Origin of the sequence: Streptomyces sp. NPDC086519, assembly GCF_040686075.1 — a bacterium.
GTDB classification, from domain to species: domain Bacteria; phylum Actinomycetota; class Actinomycetes; order Streptomycetales; family Streptomycetaceae; genus Streptomyces; species Streptomyces shenzhenensis.
Window position 1 is genome coordinate 184,251 of the sequence record NZ_JBFBJL010000002.1, and the last position, 20,708, is coordinate 204,958.

The 20,708-nt window shown below is 72.0% G+C and carries 14 protein-coding genes; 2 read left to right on the forward strand and 12 right to left on the reverse strand.

Annotated elements, in window-relative coordinates; all coding sequences use genetic code 11:
* Positions 1 to 185 precede the first annotated feature (185 nt).
* The 10 genes from AB0P24_RS03095 to iolC all read right to left on the reverse strand — a co-directional run bounded on the left by AB0P24_RS03095 (position 186) and on the right by iolC (position 15,717).
* Complete coding sequence (locus AB0P24_RS03095) at positions 186 to 2,096, reverse strand: AMP-dependent synthetase/ligase (RefSeq protein ID WP_365790434.1); 1,911 nt, start codon at positions 2,094 to 2,096, stop codon at positions 186 to 188.
* A gap of 137 nt (positions 2,097 to 2,233) precedes the next feature.
* A complete protein-coding gene (locus AB0P24_RS03100; protein WP_365790435.1) occupies positions 2,234 to 3,709 on the reverse strand; it encodes a von Willebrand factor type A domain-containing protein in 1,476 nt (491 codons plus the stop codon).
* A gap of 157 nt (positions 3,710 to 3,866) precedes the next feature.
* On the reverse strand, positions 3,867 to 4,730 hold the full coding sequence (locus AB0P24_RS03105; protein WP_365790436.1) for an ABC transporter permease: 864 nt from the start codon (positions 4,728 to 4,730) through the stop codon (positions 3,867 to 3,869).
* The gene (locus tag AB0P24_RS03110) at positions 4,727 to 7,375 is read right to left on the reverse strand and encodes a CocE/NonD family hydrolase (RefSeq protein WP_365790437.1); all 2,649 of its coding nucleotides are present in this window, start codon (positions 7,373 to 7,375) and stop codon (positions 4,727 to 4,729) included. Before AB0P24_RS03110 ends, AB0P24_RS03105 begins: the two co-directional genes overlap by 4 nt.
* Before the next feature lie 486 nt (positions 7,376 to 7,861).
* A complete protein-coding gene (locus AB0P24_RS03115; protein WP_365790438.1) occupies positions 7,862 to 9,259 on the reverse strand; it encodes an APC family permease in 1,398 nt (465 codons plus the stop codon).
* Between the two features lie 331 nt (positions 9,260 to 9,590).
* The gene (mmsA, locus tag AB0P24_RS03120) at positions 9,591 to 11,093 is read right to left on the reverse strand and encodes a CoA-acylating methylmalonate-semialdehyde dehydrogenase (RefSeq protein ID WP_365790439.1); all 1,503 of its coding nucleotides are present in this window, start codon (positions 11,091 to 11,093) and stop codon (positions 9,591 to 9,593) included.
* Between the two features lie 14 nt (positions 11,094 to 11,107).
* Complete coding sequence (iolD, locus tag AB0P24_RS03125) at positions 11,108 to 12,979, reverse strand: 3D-(3,5/4)-trihydroxycyclohexane-1,2-dione acylhydrolase (decyclizing) (protein ID WP_365790440.1); 1,872 nt, start codon at positions 12,977 to 12,979, stop codon at positions 11,108 to 11,110.
* On the reverse strand, positions 12,976 to 13,791 hold the full coding sequence (gene iolB / locus AB0P24_RS03130) for a 5-deoxy-glucuronate isomerase (protein ID WP_365790441.1): 816 nt from the start codon (positions 13,789 to 13,791) through the stop codon (positions 12,976 to 12,978). The genes iolD and iolB overlap by 4 nt, the downstream gene beginning before the upstream one ends.
* A 10-nt stretch (positions 13,792 to 13,801) precedes the next feature.
* Positions 13,802 to 14,683 carry a deoxyribose-phosphate aldolase gene (locus AB0P24_RS03135; protein WP_365790671.1) on the reverse strand — a complete coding sequence of 294 codons (882 nt, stop codon included), beginning with the start codon at positions 14,681 to 14,683 and terminating at the stop codon, positions 13,802 to 13,804.
* A 59-nt stretch (positions 14,684 to 14,742) separates the two neighbouring features.
* On the reverse strand, positions 14,743 to 15,717 hold the full coding sequence (gene iolC, locus AB0P24_RS03140) for a 5-dehydro-2-deoxygluconokinase (protein ID WP_365790442.1): 975 nt from the start codon (positions 15,715 to 15,717) through the stop codon (positions 14,743 to 14,745).
* Between the two features lie 307 nt (positions 15,718 to 16,024).
* On the opposite strand from iolC, the gene AB0P24_RS03145 reads away from it, so the two are divergent.
* Positions 16,025 to 16,225, forward strand: coding sequence for a MerR family transcriptional regulator (locus AB0P24_RS03145; protein ID WP_365790443.1), 201 nt, complete (start codon positions 16,025 to 16,027; stop codon positions 16,223 to 16,225).
* Positions 16,226 to 16,272: 47 nt separating this feature from the next.
* Here the strand turns inward: AB0P24_RS03145 and AB0P24_RS03150 are convergent, their stop codons facing one another.
* Both AB0P24_RS03150 and AB0P24_RS03155 read right to left on the reverse strand, forming a co-directional pair.
* Positions 16,273 to 17,316, reverse strand: a complete 1,044-nt coding sequence (locus tag AB0P24_RS03150) for a zinc-dependent alcohol dehydrogenase family protein (protein ID WP_365790444.1) — start codon at positions 17,314 to 17,316, stop codon at positions 16,273 to 16,275.
* Positions 17,317 to 17,535: 219 nt separating this feature from the next.
* Positions 17,536 to 19,764 carry an MMPL family transporter gene (locus tag AB0P24_RS03155; protein WP_365790445.1) on the reverse strand — a complete coding sequence of 743 codons (2,229 nt, stop codon included), beginning with the start codon at positions 19,762 to 19,764 and terminating at the stop codon, positions 17,536 to 17,538.
* Positions 19,765 to 19,962: 198 nt separating this feature from the next.
* Here AB0P24_RS03155 and AB0P24_RS03160 point away from each other — a divergent pair, with 198 nt between their 5' ends.
* Positions 19,963 to 20,625 carry a TetR/AcrR family transcriptional regulator gene (locus tag AB0P24_RS03160; protein WP_365790446.1) on the forward strand — a complete coding sequence of 221 codons (663 nt, stop codon included), beginning with the start codon at positions 19,963 to 19,965 and terminating at the stop codon, positions 20,623 to 20,625.
* Positions 20,626 to 20,708 lie beyond the last annotated feature (83 nt).

The window sequence follows — 20,708 nt, forward strand, 5'->3', positions numbered from 1 at the left end:
GTCCTCCCAGGAGTTCATCGGGCCCGCCGCCCACGACGACCGGGCCTCTGACCACGGCGCCTGACATGTCCTTCATGCGCCTTTCGGGGAGGCATACCCGTGTACAGATCCGGCCCCTCACGCGAGCAGGGCCGATCGGGTGGGTGACCGCCGGGGACCCGGACGGCACGGCGGCGATCGCCGCGTCAGCCGCGGTAGAGCGCCTCGATCTCGGCCGCGTACCGGGCGAGCACCGCGTGCCGCTTGACCTTCAGGGACGGGGTGAGCAGCCCGTTCTCCTCGCTGAACTCGCCCTCGACCAGCGCGAAGGCGCGGATCGACTCGGCGCGGGAGACGGCCAGGTTGGCGTGGTCGACCGCCTTCTGCACCTCCGCCCGCATCCGGTCGTCGCGCACCAGCTCGGCGAGCGGGGTGTCGGGCGGGAGCTTCCGCACGGACAGCCAGTGGGCGACGGCCTCCGGGTCGAGGGTGATGAGCGCGGCGACGAAGGGCCGGTTGTCTCCGACGACCAGGCACTGGCCGACCGGCGACCGGCTGCGCAGCCGGTCCTCCAGCACGGCCGGGGAGACGTTCTTGCCGCCGGAGGTGACCAGGATGTCCTTCTTGCGGCCGGTGATGGTGAGATAGCCGTCCGCGTCGAGCTCGCCGAGGTCGCCGGTCTCGAACCAGCCGTCGTCCGACAGCACTTCGGCGGTCGCGGCCGGGTTGTTCCAGTACGACCCGAACACCACGGGGCCCTTCACCAGCACCTCGCCGTCGTCGGCGATCCGGACGGCCGTACCCGGGATCGGCTGCCCGACCGTGCCGGGGCGGGGCGCCAGCGGCGGGACGATCGTGGCGGCCGCGCTGGTCTCGGTCAGACCGTAGCCCTCGTAGACGACGATCCCGGCCGCGTGGAAGAACAGGTTGAGGTCGCGGTCGAGGGGTGAGCCGCCGCTGATGGCGTACCGCATCCGGCCGCCGAGTTCCTTGCGGATACGGCGGTAGACCAGCAGGTCGTACAGCGCCCAGGCGGCGTACAGGCCGGCCCCGGGTCCCTTCCCTGTGCCGAGGAACTTCTCCAGGTGGGCCGCGGCGAACCGCACCCCGATCCGCTCGGCGCGGTCGAAGGAGGCGGCCCGGCCGATCTTCTCCGCGGTCGCCCGCCCGGTGTCGTGGATCTTCTCGAAGAGGTACGGCACCCCGACCACGAAGGTGGGCCGGAACTCCCGCAGCGCGGGCCGGAGTTCGTCCGGCTTCACGCTCGGGAAGTGGCCCATCTCGATCCGGCCCATCAGACAGGCGATCTGGAGCGTACGGCCCAGGATGTGGGCGAGCGGCAGGAACAGCAGGGTCGAGGCGGTCTGCCCGGTGACCGCCTGGAAGACGGGGTGCAGCAGCTCGACCGTGTTGGCGGCCTCGGCGTGCAGGTTGGCGTGGGTGAGGACACAGCCCTTGGGGCGGCCGGTGGTGCCGGAGGTGTAGCAGACCGTGGCGACGCTGCCGGGGGTGAGGCCGGCCCGGCGCCTGGTCACCTCCTCGTCCGGGATCCCCTCGCCGAGGAGGGCGAGGTCGGCGAGCGCGCCGCCGTCGAGTTCCCAGGTGCGCGGGGGGTGCGGGTGGGAGGCGGTGCCGGTGATGACGGTCGCCGTGTTCTGCGGGGTCTCGGTGACGACGTGACGGGCGCCGGAGTCCTGGACGATCCAGTCCACCTGGTCCGCGGAGGAGGTGGGGTAGACCGGGACGGTCACACCGCCGGCCGCCCAGATGGCGAAGTCGAGGACCGCCCACTCGTAACGGGTGCGGGACATGACGGCCACGCGGTCGCCCGCGGACAGGCCGGCGCGGATCAACCCCTTCGCCACCGAGGTCACCTGGGCGGCGAACGCGGCCGCCGTGACGGTGCCCTCGCCGCGGCGGACCGCGGTGGCGTGGGGTTCCCCGGCCGCGTTGGTGTACGGAAGGTCGGCGAGGGAGCCGGTGGTGAGGGGCGGGGCCAGCCGCTCCCGGCGCACCTCCCGTACGGCCCCGGCCGCGTCCTTGATGACCTCGACCTTGCCCCGGTCGGCCAGGTCGGTTCGTTGACGGGCTCGTTCGAGGTCGCCGCGTACGCTCATGGGCCGTCAACTTACTCGGAAGTAAGGGGAGGTCAATGGGTCTCGCCGCAGGGGGTACGGTGATACGCCGGGTGCGGGTGCGTCGTGGCTGGTCGCGCCCACGCGGCGGAGCCGCGCATTGATACGGCCCCGCGCCCCTAGAGGGACGCTGCCTCCCTGATCGCTGTCGAGAGTCCGGCGACTTCCTTGTCCTCAGTCACCTCTGCCAGAGTCGCTGCCCGGGACTGGAGCTTCGTCAGGCCCGGTGCTCCCGGGATGTCGTAGTCGCCGCCCGCCAGCGCGTCCGCGAAGTAGGCCGCCACCGCCGTCACCTGGAAGCGCGGGGAGGCCGACCAGACGTCGTCGTGCAGGGCGTCGGTCTCCATCGCGCCCGTGTTCTCGTGCGGGGTGCGGGTTTCGGGGTCCAGCCAGCGGACGGTGGCTGTGGCGAGGTGGCCGTCCGTGCCGGGGTTGGTGCGGACGGCGTAGAGGGCCGTGACCGTGTGGCCGGGGCCGATCTCGCCGCCGTCCACCCGGTCGTTGCGGAAGTCCCGGTCGGCGACCTTGCGGTCCTGGTAGCCGATCAGGCGGAACTCGGCGACGGTGTGCGGGTCGAAGGCCACCTGGGCCTTGGCGTCGCGGGCCACCAGGTCGATGTTCTGCGGGAGTTGGCGGCAGAAGACATCGGCGGCGGCCTTGGTGTCGGCGACGTACACGGTGTGGCCGTCGCCCTTGTCCGCCAGGCGTTCCATGAGGGCGTCGCCGTAGTCGCTGCCCACTCCCACGCCGAAGAGGGTGATGCCGTACTCGCGGCGGTCGCCGTCGATGCGCCTGAGGATGGCGTCGGGGTCGGTCTCGCCGTCGTTGGCGAGGCCGTCGGAGATGAGGACGACACGGTTGGTGGCGTTCTTGCGCAGGCCCTCGACGGCGGTGGCGTAGCCGGTCTCGACGCCCTCGCCGAGGTTGGTGGAGGAGAGGGCGTCGAGACCGTCGACGGCGTCGTGGATCTCGGCACGGTGGCCGCCCAGGCGGGTCATCGGCAGGACCCGCTCGGCGTGCTCGCTGAAGGTGACGAGGGCGACCGAGTCGTCGTCGCGCAGCCGGTCGGTCATCGTGTCCAGGGACTTCTTGGCGAGGTCGAGGCGGCCCGGCTCGCCCATGGAGCCGGAGACGTCGATGACGAAGGTGAGGGCGGCCGGCGGGCGTTCCCCGGTGTCGTCGGGGCGGGTGGCGAGACCGACGCGGACCAGGGACCAGTTCGGCCTGCTGGTACGGGCGCCGTCGACGGTGACCGTGAAGCCGTTGTGCTCGGGGGTGCGGTAGTCCTGGCGGAAGCTGTTGACGAATTCCTCGGGCCGGACGGTCGAGGGGTCGGGGCGGCCGCCGTCGGCGAGGGTGCGGCGGGCGTAGCCGTAGGAGGCGGTGTCGACGTCGAGGGCGAAGGTGGAGAGGTCGTCGGAGGCCGGGGCGGTCTCGGCGCCCTGGGCCTGGGAGGGGGCGGGGGCGCGGGTGTTGGCCGGTCCGCTGGAATGGTTTGTGCCGTCGGCCGCGCAGCCCGCCAGGAGCAGGGTGCCGGCGGTGGTGAGGGCGAGCAGCGCCCCATAGGTCTGTCGTCGTGTCCGGTGTCGGTTCATCGCGTGCGCCCCCTGTGCCGGTCGGAGTCGACTTCCTGACTTGTCGTCGACTCTGACGGCACAGGGGGCCGGAACGTGCGCCCCGATGCGTTGCGGATGGATCTCGAAGCGGCCACGGACCAGGGGTTCCGAGGCCGGAGGGAGATCGTCCGGTGACCTAGGAGACGATGTCCTTGCGGGCGAAACCCCGGAAGGCCAGGGCGAACAGCACCAGGGCGTATGTTATCGAGACCGCGGTGCCCTGGATCATGCCGGACCACTCCAGGTGCGGTTGTACGGCGTCCGCCCAGGCGAACTGCCAGTGCGCGGGCAGGAAGTCGCGCCAGTGGCCGAGGGCGGTGACCGCGTCCAGGACGTTGCCGACGATGGTCAGGCCGACCGCGCCGCCGACCGCGCCGAGAGGGGCGTCGGTCTTCGTGGAGAGCCAGAACGCCAGGCCCGCGGTGACCAGTTGGGACAGGAAGATGTACGCGATGACGACGACGAGGCGCTGGGTGGCGGTGGCGGTGTCGAGTGCGCCGCCGGTGGGGATCTGGAGCGGGCCCCAGCCGTAGGCGGCCGTGCCGACGGCCAGCGCGACCAGGGGCAGCAGGATCATCGCGGCCAGGCTGAGGCCGAGCGCGACGACCAGCTTGGACCACAGCAGACGGGCCCGCGGCACCGGTGCGGCGAGCAGGTAGCGCAGGGAGGACCAGCCGGCCTCCGAGGCGACCGTGTCCCCGCAGAACAGGGCGACCGGGATGACCAGCAGGAAGCCCGCCGACACGAACAGGTTGACCGCGGCGAAGTTGGCGCCGGACGCGGTGGCCGTGTCCAGCAGGGTGACCTGGCCGTTCTCCCTGCCCGGCCGGCCGCCGATCGCGAACGCGATCAGCAGTACGAAGGGCAGTACGGCCAGGATGCCGCCCATCACCAGGGTGCGGCGCCGCTTGAGCTGGCGGACCAGTTCGACGCGGAGCGGCAGGGTGCGGCCCGCCCGGTAGCCGGAGGCGACCGCGGACTCCTCGGTGAGCGTGCTCATGCGGAACCTCCGATCAGGGTCAGGAAGGCGTCTTCCAGACGGCGGTGCGGGCCGACCGATGCCACCGGAACGTCGAGCCGGACGAGTTCGGCGACCAGCTGCGGGGCGCTGCCGCCGGGCTCCAGGCGGACGAGCAGGCCGTCGTCCGTACTGGTCACGGTGGCCACGCCGGGCAGCGCGGCCACCTTCTCCACGACCGGCTCCGCCACGGGGGTGCCGGTGCCGACGAGGAGGGTGTCGCCGGAGCCGATGATCTCGGCGACCGGCCCGGCCTGGACGAGCCGGCCGCGGTCCATCACCACGAGGTGGGTGCAGGACTGCTCGACCTCGGCGAGGAGATGGCTGGAGACGATCACGGTACGGCCGGCGGCCGCGTAGCGGATCATCACCTCGCGCATCTCGCGGATCTGCGGCGGGTCGAGGCCGTTGGTGGGTTCGTCGAGGATGAGCAGGTCCGGCAGGCCGAGCATGGCCTGGGCGATGGCGAGGCGCTGCCGCATGCCCTGGGAGTACGTGCGGACCGCGCGGGCCAGCGCGTCGCCGAGGCCGGCGATCTTCAGGGCCTCGTCGAGGTGGGCGTCCTCGGGCGGGCGGCCGGTGGCCTGCCAGTAGAGCTCCAGGTTCTCCCGGCCGGACAGGTGCGGCAGGAAACCGGCGCCCTCCACGAAGGCGCCGACCCGGGAGAGGACGGGGGCGCCGGGGCGGATGGCGTGGCCGAAGACGCGGACCTCACCGCCGTCCGGCTTGATCAGACCCATCAGCATGCGCAGGGTGGTGGTCTTGCCCGCGCCGTTGGGGCCGAGGAGGCCGAGCACCTGGCCCTTCTCGACGCGGAAGGACAACTCGCGGACCGCGTACCGGTCGGTCGAGCCCGCGTAGCGCTTGCTCAGATCCGTTATGTGCAGGGGCACTTCGGCCAGCTCGGCGGCCGGTGCCGGGCCGGCGGTACGGCGGCGGCCGGTGAGCAGCAGGGCCAGGGCGGCCACCGCGCCGGCCAGCGGCAGCCACCACACCCAGGCGGGCAGCGGCGCGGCGGCCGTGTCCACCTGGGGTGCCGTCGGCACGCTCAGGGCGCCCTTGAGGGAGACCGTGTAGGTCGCCGGGGCGGTCGGGGAGGCGTAGCCGAGGTCGGTGGAGGCGAGGACCAGGCGCAGCCGGTGGCCCTTCTGCACCTCGTGGTCGATGGCCGGGAGGGTGATCGTGACGTCCTTGCCGGCCTTGGCTCCCTCGACGCGGACCGGGGCGACCAGCTGGGAGGGCAGCACCTGCTGGGTGCCGTCCGGGCCGACGTCGTACACCTTGCCGAACAGGACGGCGTCGTCGGCCGTCGAGGTGATGTGGACGGTGGCCGTGGGGGTGCCGGTGATCTGCACGGTCCCGGTGACCGGCGCCGAGTCGAAGCGGGCGTACTGGCCGGGGAAGTCGAGGGAGACGCCGACGCCGAGGGAGGAGAGCTGGGCGAGGCCGCCGGCGCCGCCGAGGCCGGGCAGCGCGGAGACGCCGGGCGGGCTGGCGCCGGCCGGGTTGTCGACGCGCTGGGTGCCGCCCGTCAGCGCGATGCTCTTCCGGTCGCTCTCCAGACCGGGGTAGCTGTCGGCACTCGCGCCGCGCAACTGGGCGGCGCCGTCGGTGGAGTCCAGACCTCCGGTACGGGTGATCCGGAAGGCGGGCCCGGTGCCGGTGGCCTTGTCGCCCTTCAGATACCGGTCGAACCAGGCGGTCGTCCGGGCCTCGACACGGCTGGTCTCCAGGTCGCCGCCGTCATGGCCGCCGGCGATCCAGTCGACGTCCACCGGGGCGCCGTTGGCGCGGATCGCCTTCGCCGCCGCGTCCGACTGGGAGAGCGTGAACAGGGAGTCGGTCTGGCCCTGGAAAAGCAGGGTCGGCACCTTGATGCGGTCGCCGACGGCCGACGGTGACCGCTCCTCGAGGAGCTTCACGGCCGCCGCGTCCGGCTTGCCCGACTCGGCGACCCGGTTGTACATCGCGCACAGCTCGGGCTGGAAGTCGGCGCAGCCGCCGCCGGTGTTGACGAAGATCCCGGCCCACAGCTTCTTGAAGACGCCGTCCGGGAACAGGGCGTCGGCGAGGTTCCAGTACGTGATGGAGGGGGCGATGGCGTCGACGCGGTGGTCGTAGGCGGCGGTGAGGAGGGAGATCGCGCCGCCGTAGGAGCCGCCCGCCATGCCGACGCGCGGGTCGCCGGCCCTGTCGAGCTGGACCTGGGGCTGCTTCGCCAGCCAGTCGATGAGCCTGGAGACGTCGGCGACCTCGCCCTTGGGGTCGTTGAGGCCGATCTTCCCGGTGGAGTCGCCGAAGCCGCGGGCGGACCAGGTGAGGACCGCGTAGCCGTGGCGGGCGAGGTCCTCGGCCTCGGTGCGCATGCCTTCCTTGCTGCCGCCGAAGCCGTGGGCGAGGAGGACCGCGGGGCGTCGGCCGGTGCCGGACGTGGTGAAGAAGGAGGTGTCGAGATGCACCCCGTCCACCGCCATGACCTTGTCGGTGCGGTGCACGGGGGCCGGGCCGCCGGAGGCGACGGCCGTCCACGTGCCGGCGCCCACGAGCACGACGACGGCGGCCGCGGCGGACAGGAGCCGTCGCGGCCGCCGGAGCAGGGCTCGTAGGCCGGGGGGTCGAAGATCCATGCTTCAACGGTACGGGCAGGGACTGACGTCCGATGCCGACGGAGGGGTGAACACCGGGCCATCCCCGGGAAGTACGGGGGCGTTGACCTGTACTCCGGGTGCGGTATGCCGGGTTGGCCTCGGGTGCGAGGCCCGGCGGGCGCTCGGCCGACGAAAAGGGCGCGGGCCGGTGGGGGTCGAGCGCGCAGTTCCCCGCGCCCCTGAGGTCGGCCGCCCTACCCGGCACTCACACATACCGCCGCCGCCCCGTTCCGCGACTGCCCCTTCCGCGCCGTCCCCCTTCCGCGACTGCCCCCGAGCCCGCCGCGACGGCGGTGTTCGGCGGTGCCGGGCCGGTCGGTGGGGACGCGCGGGCCGGTGGGGGTCGAGCGCGCAGTTCCCCGCGCCCCTGAGGTCGGCTGCCGCACCCGGCACTCACACATACCGCCGCCCCCGAGCCCGCCGCGACGGCGGTGTTCGGCGGTGCCGGGCCGGTCGGTGGGGGGCTTACGGTTGGGCGTCCTCCGGGATGGAGACCACCCAGTGGGTTTCCTTGCGGGGGCGGAGGTAGAAGGCCCAGTAGAGGGTGGCTGTGGCGGTGATGCCGCCGGTCCAGAGGAGGTAGCTGGTTTCCTGCTGGGTGAGGATGTAGGCGAGGACCGCGATGAGGAGGACCGGCATGGCCGGCCACAGGGGCATGCGCCAGGCCGGGGTGTGCTTGTGGTGGGCTCGGCGGGAGAGCAGGGCGGCGACGGCGACCAGGAGGTACATGCCGGTCACCGAGACGCCCGTCACGCCGTACAGGGTGTCGAGGTTGACGAAGCAGAGGAGGGCCCCGGGGACGCCCACCGCGAGGGTGGCGACCCAGGGGGAGCCGAAGCGGCCCAGGCGGGAGAGGGCGGTGTTGACCGGGGTCGGCCAGGCCTTGTCGCGGGCCGAGGCGAACAGGACGCGGGAGTTCTGGATGACCATGACGATGCCCGCGTTGATGATCGCGAGGGCCACGCAGAGGCTGACGAAGGTGCCGACCGCCGAGTTCGACCAGGCGGTGACCATGGAGCTGATGTCGCCGCCCGTCAGGGCCTTGATGTCGGTCGCGCCCATGGTGATCGCGGCCACCGGGACCAGGATGATCACCGTGGAGATGGCGAGGGTGGCGAGGACCGTGCGGGCGACGTTGCGGCGCGGGTCCTCCAGTTCCTCGGAGAGGTAGACGGCCGTCGAGAAGCCCTGGGTGACGAAGAGGGCGATGGCCAGGCCGGAAACGACGAGCATCGCGGTGACGGTGGTGGTGTGGCCTCCCGCGTCGGCCACCTGCATGGAGGTGAGGCTGCCGATCCCGCGGTGGCTGTGGGAGAAGCCCAGCACGGCCACCAAGCCCGCCGCGATGACCTCCAGGACCAGGAAGATGCCGGTGATCCAGGCGTTGGCGCGCAGGTCCAGGAGGCCCGCGAGGGTGGCGAGGAGCATCACGCCGGCGCCGGTCATGGCCGGGTCCAGGTGGACGATCGGGGCCAGGTAGTCGGCCGTGCCCATCGCGATCACCGGGGGCACGATCATCACGACCAGGAGGGAGAGGACGAAGACCAGCCAGCCGGCGAGGCGGCCCGCCATCGTCGAGACCATGGCGTACTCGCCGCCCGCGCTGGGGATCAGGGTGCCCAGCTCGGAGTAGCAGAACGCCACGGCGATACAGAGGAGGGAGCCGATGGCGATCGTGAGCGCGGTGGCGGTCCCGAGGGAGCCGAAGAGGTCGGGGACGACCACGAAGAGCGTGGAGGCGGGGGTGACGCAGGAGAGGGTAAGAAGGGTGCCGCCAACTACTCCGATGGAGCGCTTGAGCGTCTGGGGACTGTCGGACGCCTCTGGGGCGGCGTTGTCGACAGGGCGGAGCGTGTCGGTCATGCGGGCGGTTCCGATCGACTCGTGCGGATGCCTCCGGCGGTTGGGCCGTGCTGCATGGAACCCCGACGAAAACCATTGCGTCAATGGCCGTTTACCTTCGGATTCCGCACTCTTAAAGCGATGCGCGTCACATCGCTTTCGCAGGGGAAGAAGGTCACGTGAGTCAATCATCAAGATTTCTCGTCGCATGACCTTGCTTTTGAAGGTCATGAACACAAAGAACTTAAGGCATCCGTTTCATCCCTTCGAAACGATAACCGCAGCCGCGTGGGCAAAAAAAGTCGAGGCCGTCCGGATACCGGACGGCCTCGACGAGGTCAAGCGGTCGCGCTCAGTGGTTGCGCGGGAAGCCCAGGTCGACGCCCGCGGGAGCGTCCGCCGGGTCGGGCCAGCGGGTGGTGACGACCTTGCCGCGGGTGTAGAAGTGCGTGCCGTCGTTGCCGTAGATGTGGTGGTCGCCGAAGAGCGAGTCCTTCCAGCCACCGAAGGAGTGGTAGCCGACGGGCACCGGGATCGGCACGTTCACGCCGACCATGCCGGCCTCGATCTCCAGCTGGAAGCGGCGGGCCGCGCCGCCGTCCCGGGTGAAGATCGCGGTGCCGTTGCCGAAGGGGGAGGCGTTGATCAGCGCCACGCCCTCCTCGTAGGTGTCCACGCGCAGGACGCACAGCACCGGGCCGAAGATCTCGTCCTGGTACGCCTTCGCGGTGGTGGGCACCCTGTCGAGCAGCGAGATGCCGATCCAGTGGCCGTCCTCGAAGCCCTCGACCGTGTAGCCGGTGCCGTCCAGGACCACCTCGCAGCCCTCGGCCGCCGCGCCCTCGACGTACGAGGCGACCTTGTCGCGGTGCACGGCCGTGATCAGCGGGCCCATCTCGGACGCCGGGTCGTTGCCGGGGCCGATCTTGATCTTCTCGGCGCGCTCGCGGATCTTCGCCACCAGCTCGTCGCCGATCGCACCCACCGCCACGACCGCGGAGATGGCCATGCAGCGCTCGCCCGCGGAGCCGTAGGCGGCGGAGACGGCCGCGTCGGCCGCCGCGTCCAGGTCGGCGTCGGGGAGGACCAGCATGTGGTTCTTGGCGCCGCCCAGGGCCTGGACGCGCTTGTGGTTGGCGGCGGCCGTGGTGTGGATGTAGCGGGCGATCGGGGTCGAGCCGACGAAGGACACCGCCTTGACGTCCGGGTGCTCCAGGAGGCGGTCCACGGCCACCTTGTCACCGTGCACGACGTTGAAGACGCCGTCGGGCAGCCCGGCCTCGGCCAGCAGCTCGGCGATCTTGATCGACGCCGACGGGTCCTTCTCGGACGGCTTCAGCACGAACGTGTTGCCGCACGCGATGGCCATCGGGAACATCCACATCGGGACCATCGCCGGGAAGTTGAACGGCGTGATGCCCGCGACGACACCGAGCGGCTGACGGATCGAGGAGACGTCGACACGGCTGGCGACCTGCGTGGACAGCTCGCCCTTCAGCTGGACGTTGATCCCGCACGCCAGGTCCACGATCTCCAGACCGCGGGCGACCTCGCCGAGGGCGTCGGAGTGCACCTTGCCGTGCTCGGCCGTGATCAGCTCGGCGATCGCGTCCCGGTTGGCGTCCAGCAGGGCACGGAAACGGAACAGGATCTCCGTGCGCTTGGCCAGCGACGACTGGCCCCAGGTCAGATACGCGTCCTTGGCGGCGGCGACCGCGGCGTCGACCTCGTCGACCGACGCGAACGCGACCTTCGTGGTCACCGCGCCGGTGGCCGGGTCGGTGACCGGACCGTAGGTGCCCGACGTGCCGTCGACGGACTTGCCGCCGATCCAGTGGTTGACGATCTTCGTCATGACCGGTTACTCCTTCACAGATGGCGGCGTCGGGTCGAGACGTGCCGTTCGTAGAGCTCACGTGCCTTGACCGCGGCGGTTCGGGCCGCGGTCTCGGCCACAGGTACATCCCACCAGGCCTGCGCGGGAGGCGGGCCCGACACAGTGTCGGCCGTTTCCGTCTCCACGTAGACACATGTGGGAGTGTCGGCGGCCCGCGCCTCGGCGAGCGCCGTGCGCAGGTCCCGTACGGTCTTCGCGCGCAGCACCCGCATGCCGAGGCTCGCCGCGTTGGCGGCGAGGTCGACGGGGAGCGGGGCGCCCGTGAAGGTGCCGTCGTCCGAGGGGAAGCGGTACGCGGTGCCGAACCGCTCGCCGCCCACCGACTCGGACAGGCCGCCGATGGAGGCGTAGCCGTGGTTCTGCACCAGCAGCACCTTGATGGCTATCCCCTCCTGCACGGCGGTGACGATCTCGGTCGGCATCATCAGATACGTGCCGTCGCCGACCAGCGCCCACACGTTGCGCTCCGGCGCCGCGAGTTTCACGCCGATGGCGGCCGGTATCTCGTAGCCCATGCACGAGTACCCGTACTCCAGGTGGTACTGGTCCCGCGACCGCGCCCGCCACATCCTGTGCAGGTCGCCGGGCAGGGAGCCGGCCGCGTTGATCAGTACGTCCGTCTCGTCGACGAGCGCGTCCAGGGCACCGAGGACCTGCGGCTGGGTCGGCCGGATGTCCGGCTCGTCGGCCTCGTAGCAGGCGTCGACGCGCTGCTCCCAGCGCTCCTTGTCCTCGGTGTACTCGCTGACGTACGAGTCGGCGGTCCGGTGGCCGTCCAGGGCCTTCCTCAGCTCCGCGAGACCGCTGCGGGCGTCGGCGACCAGCGGCAGACCGGCGAGTTTGTGGCCGTCGTACGGGGCGATGTTGAGGTTGAGGAAGCGGACGTCCGGGTTCTCGAAGAGGGTGCCGGAGGCCGTGGTGAAGTCGGTGTAGCGGGTGCCGACGCCGATCACCAGGTCGGCGGTGCGGGCGAGTTCGTCGGCGGTGGCGGTGCCGGTGTGGCCGACGCCGCCTACGTCCTGCGGGTGGTCCCAGCGCAGCGAGCCCTTGCCGGCCTGGGTGGACGCGACCGGGATGCGGGTGGCCGCGGCGAACTCGGCGAGGACGGCCTCGGCCCGGCTGTGGTGGACCCCTCCGCCGGCGATGATCATCGGTCGGCGCGCGCTCCTGATCACCTGGACCGCGGCGGCGAGTTCGGCGGGGTCGGCGCCCGGCCGGCGTACCGTCCACACCCGCTCGGCGAAGAACTCCTCCGGCCAGTCGTACGCCTCGGCCTGGACGTCCTGCGGGAGCGCGAGGGTCACGGCGCCGGTCTCGACGGGGTCGGTGAGGACGCGCATGGCGGCGAGGGCGGAGGGGATCAGCTGCTCGGGGCGGTTGATCCGGTCGAAGAACCTCGACACCGGGCGCAGGCAGTCGTTCACGGACACGTCGGCCGCGTGCGGGACTTCGAGCTGCTGGAGGACCGGGTCGGCGGGGCGGGTGGCGAAGACGTCGCCGGGCAGGAGCAGGACCGGGAGGTGGTTGATGGTGGCGAGGGCGGCGCCGGTGACGAGGTTGGTGGCGCCCGGACCGATGGACGTGGTCACGGCGTGCGTGGCGAGCCGGTTCGACTGACGCGCGTAGCCGACCGCCGCGTGCACCATGGCCTGTTCGTTGCGGCCCTGGTGGTACGGCATCTCGTCGCCGTGCTGGAGGAGTGCCTGGCCGAGCCCGGCCACGTTGCCGTGGCCGAAGATGCCCCAGGTGGCGCCGATCAGGCGGCGGCGCTCGCCGTCCCGCTCGGTGAACTGGACGGCGAGGAAGCGGACAAGCGCTTGCGCGACGGTCAGCCGAATCGTCATCGGTAACCCTCCGTGTGGTCCGGGTGGAAGCAGATCCGCCACTCCCGCGTCGCACCGGGCCCCGCCATGACGTTCAGGTAGTACATGTCGTGCCCGGGCTGCGCGATCGACGGCCCGTGCCATCCGTCGGGAACGAGCACGGCGTCGCCGGAGCGGACCTCGGCGAGGACGTCCGTACCGCCCTCACGGGAGGGGAATACGCGCTGATACCCGATACCGTTCGGTCCGTCGATCTCGAAGTAGTAGATCTCCTCCAGCTCCGACTCCTCGCCGGGCCGGTGCTCGTCGTGCTTGTGCGGCGGGTACGAGGACCAGTTGCCGCCGGGTGTGATCACTTCGACGGCGATCAGCTTGTCGCAGTCGAAGGCGGACGCGGAGGCGAAGTTGCGCACCTGGCGGGCGCTGGTGCCGCTGCCGCGGTCTTCGACGGGGACCTCCGGCGCGGGGCCGTAGCGGGCGGGGAGTCGTCGCTCGCACTTCGCTCCTGCCAGGGCGAAGCGGCCTCCCGCGCCGGAGGCGATCTGGACCTGGGCGTCCCGGGGCACGTACGCGAAGTCGGAGACCCCGCTGAACACGCTCTCCCGGCCCAGGATCTGGAACTCGTTTCCCTCTGTTCGCACCGTACAACCGCCCTGGAGCGGAAGCACGATCCACTCGCTGTCCCCGGTGGTGAACAAATGCATTCCTCCCGGGGCCAGTTCGACGATCCGCAGACTGCTGTGCGCCCAACCGGCCCGCTGGGGATCGATGTCGAGCGCGTACTGCGCGTTCGCGGTCGACCCCTTGGTGAGATGCAGCTCGCTGGTCGTCATTTCCTCGCCCTCACAGGAGTCCGACGGCGGTGTCCACGGCGGCGGCCACGTCGCCGTCCGCCGGGTACAGCAGCGAGCGGCCGACCACCAGGCCGCGCACGGTGGGGAGTCGGAGGGCGCTGCGCCACTTCTCGTAGGCGCCGTCCTGGTCCTCGCCCACCTCGCCGCCCAGCAGCACGGCGGGGAGGGTGGACGTCTCCATGACCTGGGCCATGTCGTCGGGGTCGTCGGTGACCGGCACCTTCAGCCAGGTGTAGGCCGAACTCCCGCCGAGGCCCGAGGCGATGGCGATCGACCTGGTGACCGCCTCCGCGGACAGGTCGTTGCCGACCTTGCCCTCGGCGGTGCGGCGGCTGATGAACGGCTCGACGAAGACCGGCAGCCGGCGCGCGGCCATGTCGTCGATGGCGCGGGCGGTGGACTCCAGGGTGGTCAGGGAGCCCGGGTCGTCGTAGTCGATGCGCAGGAGCAGTTTGCCGGCGTCGAACCCGAGGCGCTGTATGTCCTCGGCGCGGTGGCCGGTGAACCGGTCGTCGAGTTCGAAGGAGGCGCCCTGTAGTCCGCCGCGGTTCATCGAGCCCATGACGACCTTGCCGTCGAGGGCGCCGAGCAGCAGCAGGTCGTCCAGGATGTCCGCGGTGGCGAGGACGCCGTCGACGCCGGGCCGGGACAGCGCCAGGCAGAGCCGCTCCAGCAGCTCGGCCCGGTTGGCCATGGCGAGCCGGTCGCCGCCCACGCCCAGGGCGCCGCGGGCCGGGTGGTCGGCGGCGACGATCATCAGCTTGCCGTCCTCGTTGAGGAGCGGACGGCGGGTGCGGCGGGCGGCCGCCTCGGCGATGGCCTCGGGGTGGTGGGTGCGGGTGTGGACGAGGGCGGAGACGTCCACCTTCACCTGCCCGGCGGGGGCGCCGGCTCCGCCGTCGTGGTGCGCGCCCGTGACGCGGCCGGCCCTCACAGCACCGCTCCGGCGGCGAGCGCGGCGTCGATCTCTTCGCGGGTCGGCATCGCGGAGGAGCACTCCAGGCGGGAGGCGACGATCGCGCCGGCCGCGTTGGCGTGTCGCATGGTCTTCTCCAGGTCCCAGCCTTCGAGCAGGCCGTGGCAGAGGGAGCCGCCGAAGGCGTCACCGGCACCGAGGCCGTTCAGGACGTTCACGGGCAGAGGCGGGACCTCGGCACGGTCGCCGTCGCGGCTGACGGCGAGGACGCCCTTGGGTCCCTGCTTGACCACGGCGATCTCGACACCGGCGTCGAGGAGAGCCTGGGCGGCGGCCTGCGGCTCGCGCACGCCGGTCGCCACCTCCACCTCGTCGAGGTTGCCGACGGCGACGGTGGTGTGCCGGAGCGCCTCGGCGTAGAACGGCCGGGCGGCCTCCGGCCCGCGGCGGGAGTCGCTGATGTCGCTGCCCCAGAACATGGGGCGCCAGTCCAGGTCGAAGACGGTGGTGCCCGCCTTGGCGCGGTGGGCGAGGGCCGCGAGGGTCGCCGTGCGGCTGGGCTCCTCGCTCAGGCCGGTGCCGGTGACCCAGAAGATGCCGGCGTCCCGGACGGCGTCGAGGTCCAGCTCGTGGGCGTCGATCTCCAGGTCCGGGGCCTTGGGCTGCCGGTAGAAGTAGAGCGGGAAGTCGTCCGGCGGGAAGATCTCGCAGAAGGTGACCGGGGTGTTCAGGCCCGGTACCGAGGTGACCCAGCGGTCGTCCACGCCGAAGCCCCGGAGGGCCTCGTGCAGGTAGGCGCCGAAGGCGTCCTCGCCGGTGCGGGTGATGACCGCGGTGTTCCGGCCGAGGCGGGCGGCGGCCACCGCCACGTTCGTCGCCGACCCGCCGAGGAACTTGCCGAAGGACGACACCTGGGCGAGCGGGACTCCGGTCTGGAGCGGATAGAGATCCACCCCGATCCGCCCCATGGTGATCAGGTCGTACGCCATCGGCTTCCCTTCGTCATGGCTCTCCCGTGGTTTGTAGTCCGGGACAGGAGGTCGTGTCAATGCTTTGTCCGGACATTCGGACGAGACTTGGCGCGCACCCGCGTATCAGCCGCGTCACAAACACCCCCCTTGTGTCACACATGTCACGCCTACGCGGGTCCTCGGTCACATCAGGTCGACAGCCGCTTGCCCACAGTCACTCTCCGTCGTTCACCGAGCGCAGGCTTTGTGATCGCCAGCGCAGCGCCCGGCTCCCCCGACGACCGCCTCCGGTCGCCCCCGCGGTGCGCGCAGGGAGGTGCATCTCATGACCGACCGAAGGCTCTGGTCCTACAAGGAGATCGCGGCGCACATCCGGGTGCAGCCGGACACCGTCCGCTCCTACCGCAAGCACGGGCTGCTTCCCCCGCCCGACCATGTCGAGGGCGGCAAGCCCTACTGGTACGCCGACACGGTCCGGGCCTGGGTCGCCTCCCGGCCGCGCAACCGCGGGCGCGGCGACTTCTGAGCCCGGTCGCGGGATGCCCCCGCCCGCCGGGGCGGGGCGCGACCGCGTCAGGCCCAGGGCTCGATGACCGTCACGCCCGCCGCCGGTGCCCGGTCCATCGCCGCCAGGGCCGCCGGGGCCGCGTCCAGGGTGATCGTCGAGGTGACCAGGAGGTCGGGGCGGAGGGCGCCGGCGCGGACCAGTTCGAGCATGGCGGGGTAGGCGTGGGCCGCCATCCCGTGGCTGCCGAGGAGCTCCAGCTCCAGGGCGATCGCGCGGGCCAGCGGCACGGGGGTGTTGCCGTCCGGGGACGGCAGCAGGCCCACCTGGACATGACGGCCGCGGCGGCGCAGGGAGTGGACCGAGGCGGCCGAGGTGGCCGGTGAGCCGAGGGCGTCCAGGGAGAGGTGGGCGCCGCCGGAGGTCAGGTCGCGGACCGCCGCCGCGGGGTCCTCGGTGTCCGTCGCGTTCACGGTGTGGGCCGCGCCGAACTTCCTTGCCAGGTCCAGGGCTTGGGGTGACACGTCGACCGCCGCCACCCGCGCCCCGGATGCCGCCGCGATCATCACCGCCGACAGGCCCACGCCGCCGCAGCCGTACACCGCCACCCACTCCCCCGCCGCGGCCCTGCCCTGCTGCACCACGGCCCGGAAGGCGGTGGCGAAGCGGCAGCCCAGGGAGGCGGCGGTGGCGTACGGCATGCCGTCCGGGATCGCCACCAGGTTCACGTCGGCGTGGTCCAGCGCCACGTACTGGGCGAAGGAGCCCCAGTGCGTGAAGCCGGGCTGGGTCTGGCGCTCGCAGACCTGCTGGTCGCCGGCCGCGCAGGACGGGCAGCTGCCGCAGGCGCAGACGAAGGGGACGGTGACCCGGTCGCCGGGGTGCCAGGCGGTCACCCCGGTGCCGACCTCCTCGACGACCCCGGCCAGCTCGTGGCCGGGGACGTGCGGGAGGGTGATGTCCGGGTCGTGGCCCTGCCAGCCGTGCCAGTCGCTGCGGCAGAGGCCGGTGGCCTCCACGCGGACGACCACTCCGTGGGGGGCCGGGCGGGGGTCGGGGACGTCCCGTACCTCGGCTGGGGTGGCGTAGTGGTCGAAGACGACGGCTCGCATCGCGCGTGCTCCTTTCGGGGGCTGCGCGAAGGGTAGGCGCTCCGCTGGGAGTGCCGTGATGTGCCGTCTGCCGTCTGCCGTCTGCGGCACCGTCGTGGCTGGTCGCGCAGTTCCCCGCGCCCCTTTGGGGCGCGTCCGGCACAGGCGTGTGCGACCGGGGGCCGCGTCCGAGCGGGGCGCGTCCGGCTCAGGCGTGTGCGACCGGGGGGCGCGTCCGGCTCAGGCGTGTGCGACCGGGGTCGTGTCCGACCGGGGCCTGTTTGACGGGGGTGTCTGCGGCTCGCCCTCGCTCAGGCCGAACCGGGTGTGGAAGCGGCGCAGGGGGGCCGGTGCCCACCAGGTCGCCTTGCCCGTCAGGCGCATGATGGCCGGGACCAGGAGGCTGCGGACGACCATCGCGTCCATCAGGACCGCCAGGGCGATGCCGAGACCCAGCATCTTGGTGTTGGTGACCCGGGACGTGCCGATCGCCACCATCACCACCGCCAGGATGATCGCCGCCGCGGTGATCAGGCCTCCGGTGCGCTGCAGGCCGAGGCGGACCGCCCGCTCGTGGTCGCCGGTCCTGTCGTACTCCTCCTTGATGCGGGAGAGCAGGAACACCCCGTAGTCCATCGAAAGGCCGAAGGCCACGCAGAACATCAGGACCGGGAGGGTGGTCTCGATCGAGCCGGGGCTGGTGAAGCCCAGCAGGTTCGAGAGGTGACCGTCCTGGAAGACCCAGACCACCGCGCCGAACATCGCCGTGAGGCTGAGCGCGTTGAGCAGGACCGCCTGTAGGGGGATGAGGACGCTGCCGGTGAGGAGGAAGACCAGCAGCAGGGTGACGATCGCTATGATCGCCGCCGCCCAGGGCAGGCGCTCTGCGATGGCGTGCTTGGAGTCGACCAGGACCGCGGCCGTCCCCGTCACCTTCGTGTCGAAGGGGGTGTGCAGCGCGCGCAGCTCGCCCACCAGGCGCTGGGCGCCGTCGTCCACAGACTCGCCCTTCGGCTGCACGGTGAAGTAGGCCGCGTCCCCCTTGACCAGGGGACCTGCCACCCCGGCCACCTCCGGCAGGGCCGCCACCCGCTCCTTGTACGAGGTGTACTGCGCCTGGGTCGCCCCGCCCTCGGCCAGGACTTCGAGGTCGCCGCCGGGGTTGCCCGGGAAGCCGTCCCGGATGTGCTGCTGGACGACGTGGGACTCGGCGCCGGCCGGAAGCTGACGGTCGTCGGCGGTGCCGAACTTCACGCCGAGGAACGGCAGTCCGAGGACGATCAGGAAAGCCGTGGTGGCGACGGCGAAGAGCGGGGCGCGGCGCATCACCAGGGTGGCGGTACGGGCCCAGGCCGTGCCCTCGGCGCCCGAGGGCCGGGCTTCCCGGCCCCTGCGGAACAGCCGCCGCAGGTCCAGCGCGTTGACCCGGTCGCCCAGCAGGATCAGCGCCGCGGGGAGCAGGATCAGGGCGGCCGCCGCAGCCAGCAGGACCACCGCTATGCCGGCGTAGGCGAACGAGCGGAGGAAGTACTGGGGGAAGACGAGCATCGCCGCCAGGGAGACGGCCACCGTCAGGGCCGAGAAGAGCACGGTGCGGCCCGCGGTGCGCAGTGTCGTGCCGACCGCCGTCAGCGGGGCGGCGCCCGTGGCCAGTTCCTCGCGGAAGCGGCGGACGATGAAGAGGGCGTAGTCGATGGCCAGGCCGAGACCGAGGGCCGTGGTCAGGTTCATCGCGAAGACCGAGACGTCCGTGAAGGACGTGATGCCGCGCAGGACCGCGTTCGTGCCGAGGATGGCGACGATGCCGATGCCCAGCGGGAGCAGGGCCGCGATCGCGCTGCCGAAGACCATCACCAGCAGGACCAGGGTGATGGGCAGGGCGATCAGCTCGGCGCGGGCCAGGTCCTCCTTGATGATCGTCTGCATGTCGCCGCGGACCGCCACCATGCCGCCGACCTTGACCGTCACCGGTCCGTGCGCGCCCCGGTAGTGCGGGGCGATGCGGTCCAGGGTGTCGGCCGCCGCCTTCTCGTCACCGGTGATGCGGGCCGCGATCAGGGCCTCGTGGCCGTCCTCGGCGCGCAGGGACGGCGACCTGGTCTGCCAGTACGAGCCGACGCCCATGACGCCCTTCTCGCCGGAGAGCCGGGTGGCGAGGTCCTTCGCCTCGGCCGACACCGCCGGGCTGTCCACCGAGCCGCCCCGCGCGTCCACCAGGAGGAGCAGGTTGGGCTGGGAGTCCGGGAACTCGCGCTCCAGTGCCTTCGTCGCATACGTCGACTCGGCGGCCGGGTCCTCCCAGCCGCCGCTGCCCAGCCGGTCGGCGACCCCGCTGCCAGCCAGCACGGCGAGCGCGGTGATGACCAGGGCGAGCAGCAGGGAGAGCCGGGGGCGGGCGGTCACGAACCTGGTCCAGCCTCCCGGGCGGGCCCCGCTCCCGGCCTCCGAGGGCTTGTCGACTCCGGTCATCCTGCGGTGTCCCCTTCACCATGACCACTGCCTGCCGGTACACGTCCGCTTCGTGCACAGGGCAGCATGGGTCGGCCATTGCCTTTTAGACTGGCAAACACGAGTCGGCGCTCGCGTTCCACCAGAATGCGAGCGACCGCTCGCATTTGTCAATCGCGTTCGAAGAGCTGGGGATAACGCGTGCCCGACAAGCCCGACATGCCAGAGCAGCCCGGCGGCACGGCCCCGGGCAAGGAGCAGCCGCGCCGGCGGCAGGCCCGCGGCGAGCGGCGCATCCAGCAGCTGCTCGAAGCCGCCGCCTCGGTCTTCTGCACCACGGGCTACACGGCCGCCAGCACCAACGCCATCGCCCGCGAGGCCGGCGTCTCCCCCGGCACGCTCTACCAGTTCTTCCCGAACAAGGAAGCGATCGCAATCGAGCTCGGCGGCCGGCTCATGCACGACCTGCGGACCACCTACGGCGAGGCACTCGCGCCGATCGACCCCGGCACCTCGCTGACGGACGCGGTCGGCGCCACCGTGGACCGCCTCACCGCCTTCAACACCGAGCACCCCGTGTTCTTCGCGCTGATGCACGGCCCCGACGTGCCCGGCGGGATCACCGAGGCCCACGACGCGCTGCACACCAACCTGCTCGGCCGCATCGAGGGCCTGCTCGCCTCGCTCCTGCCGCCGGACACCGACAAGGCCCACATCACACGTACGGCACACGTCAGCCTCGGCATCTACAAGTCGGGGCTGGAGCTGGTGCTCAGCCACGAGGGCGCCGAGCGCCAGGCGTACATCCAGGAGATCAAGAACGTCCTCACCCGCTACCTGGAACCCCTGGTCGGCGACCGGGTCGGCCGCGCCGCCGGCTGACCCGCCGGCCGGCCCGCCACTCCCCCGCGGCACGCCCCCACCACCGCACGGCACCGGACGACCACTCCTGCGAACCACCCGGA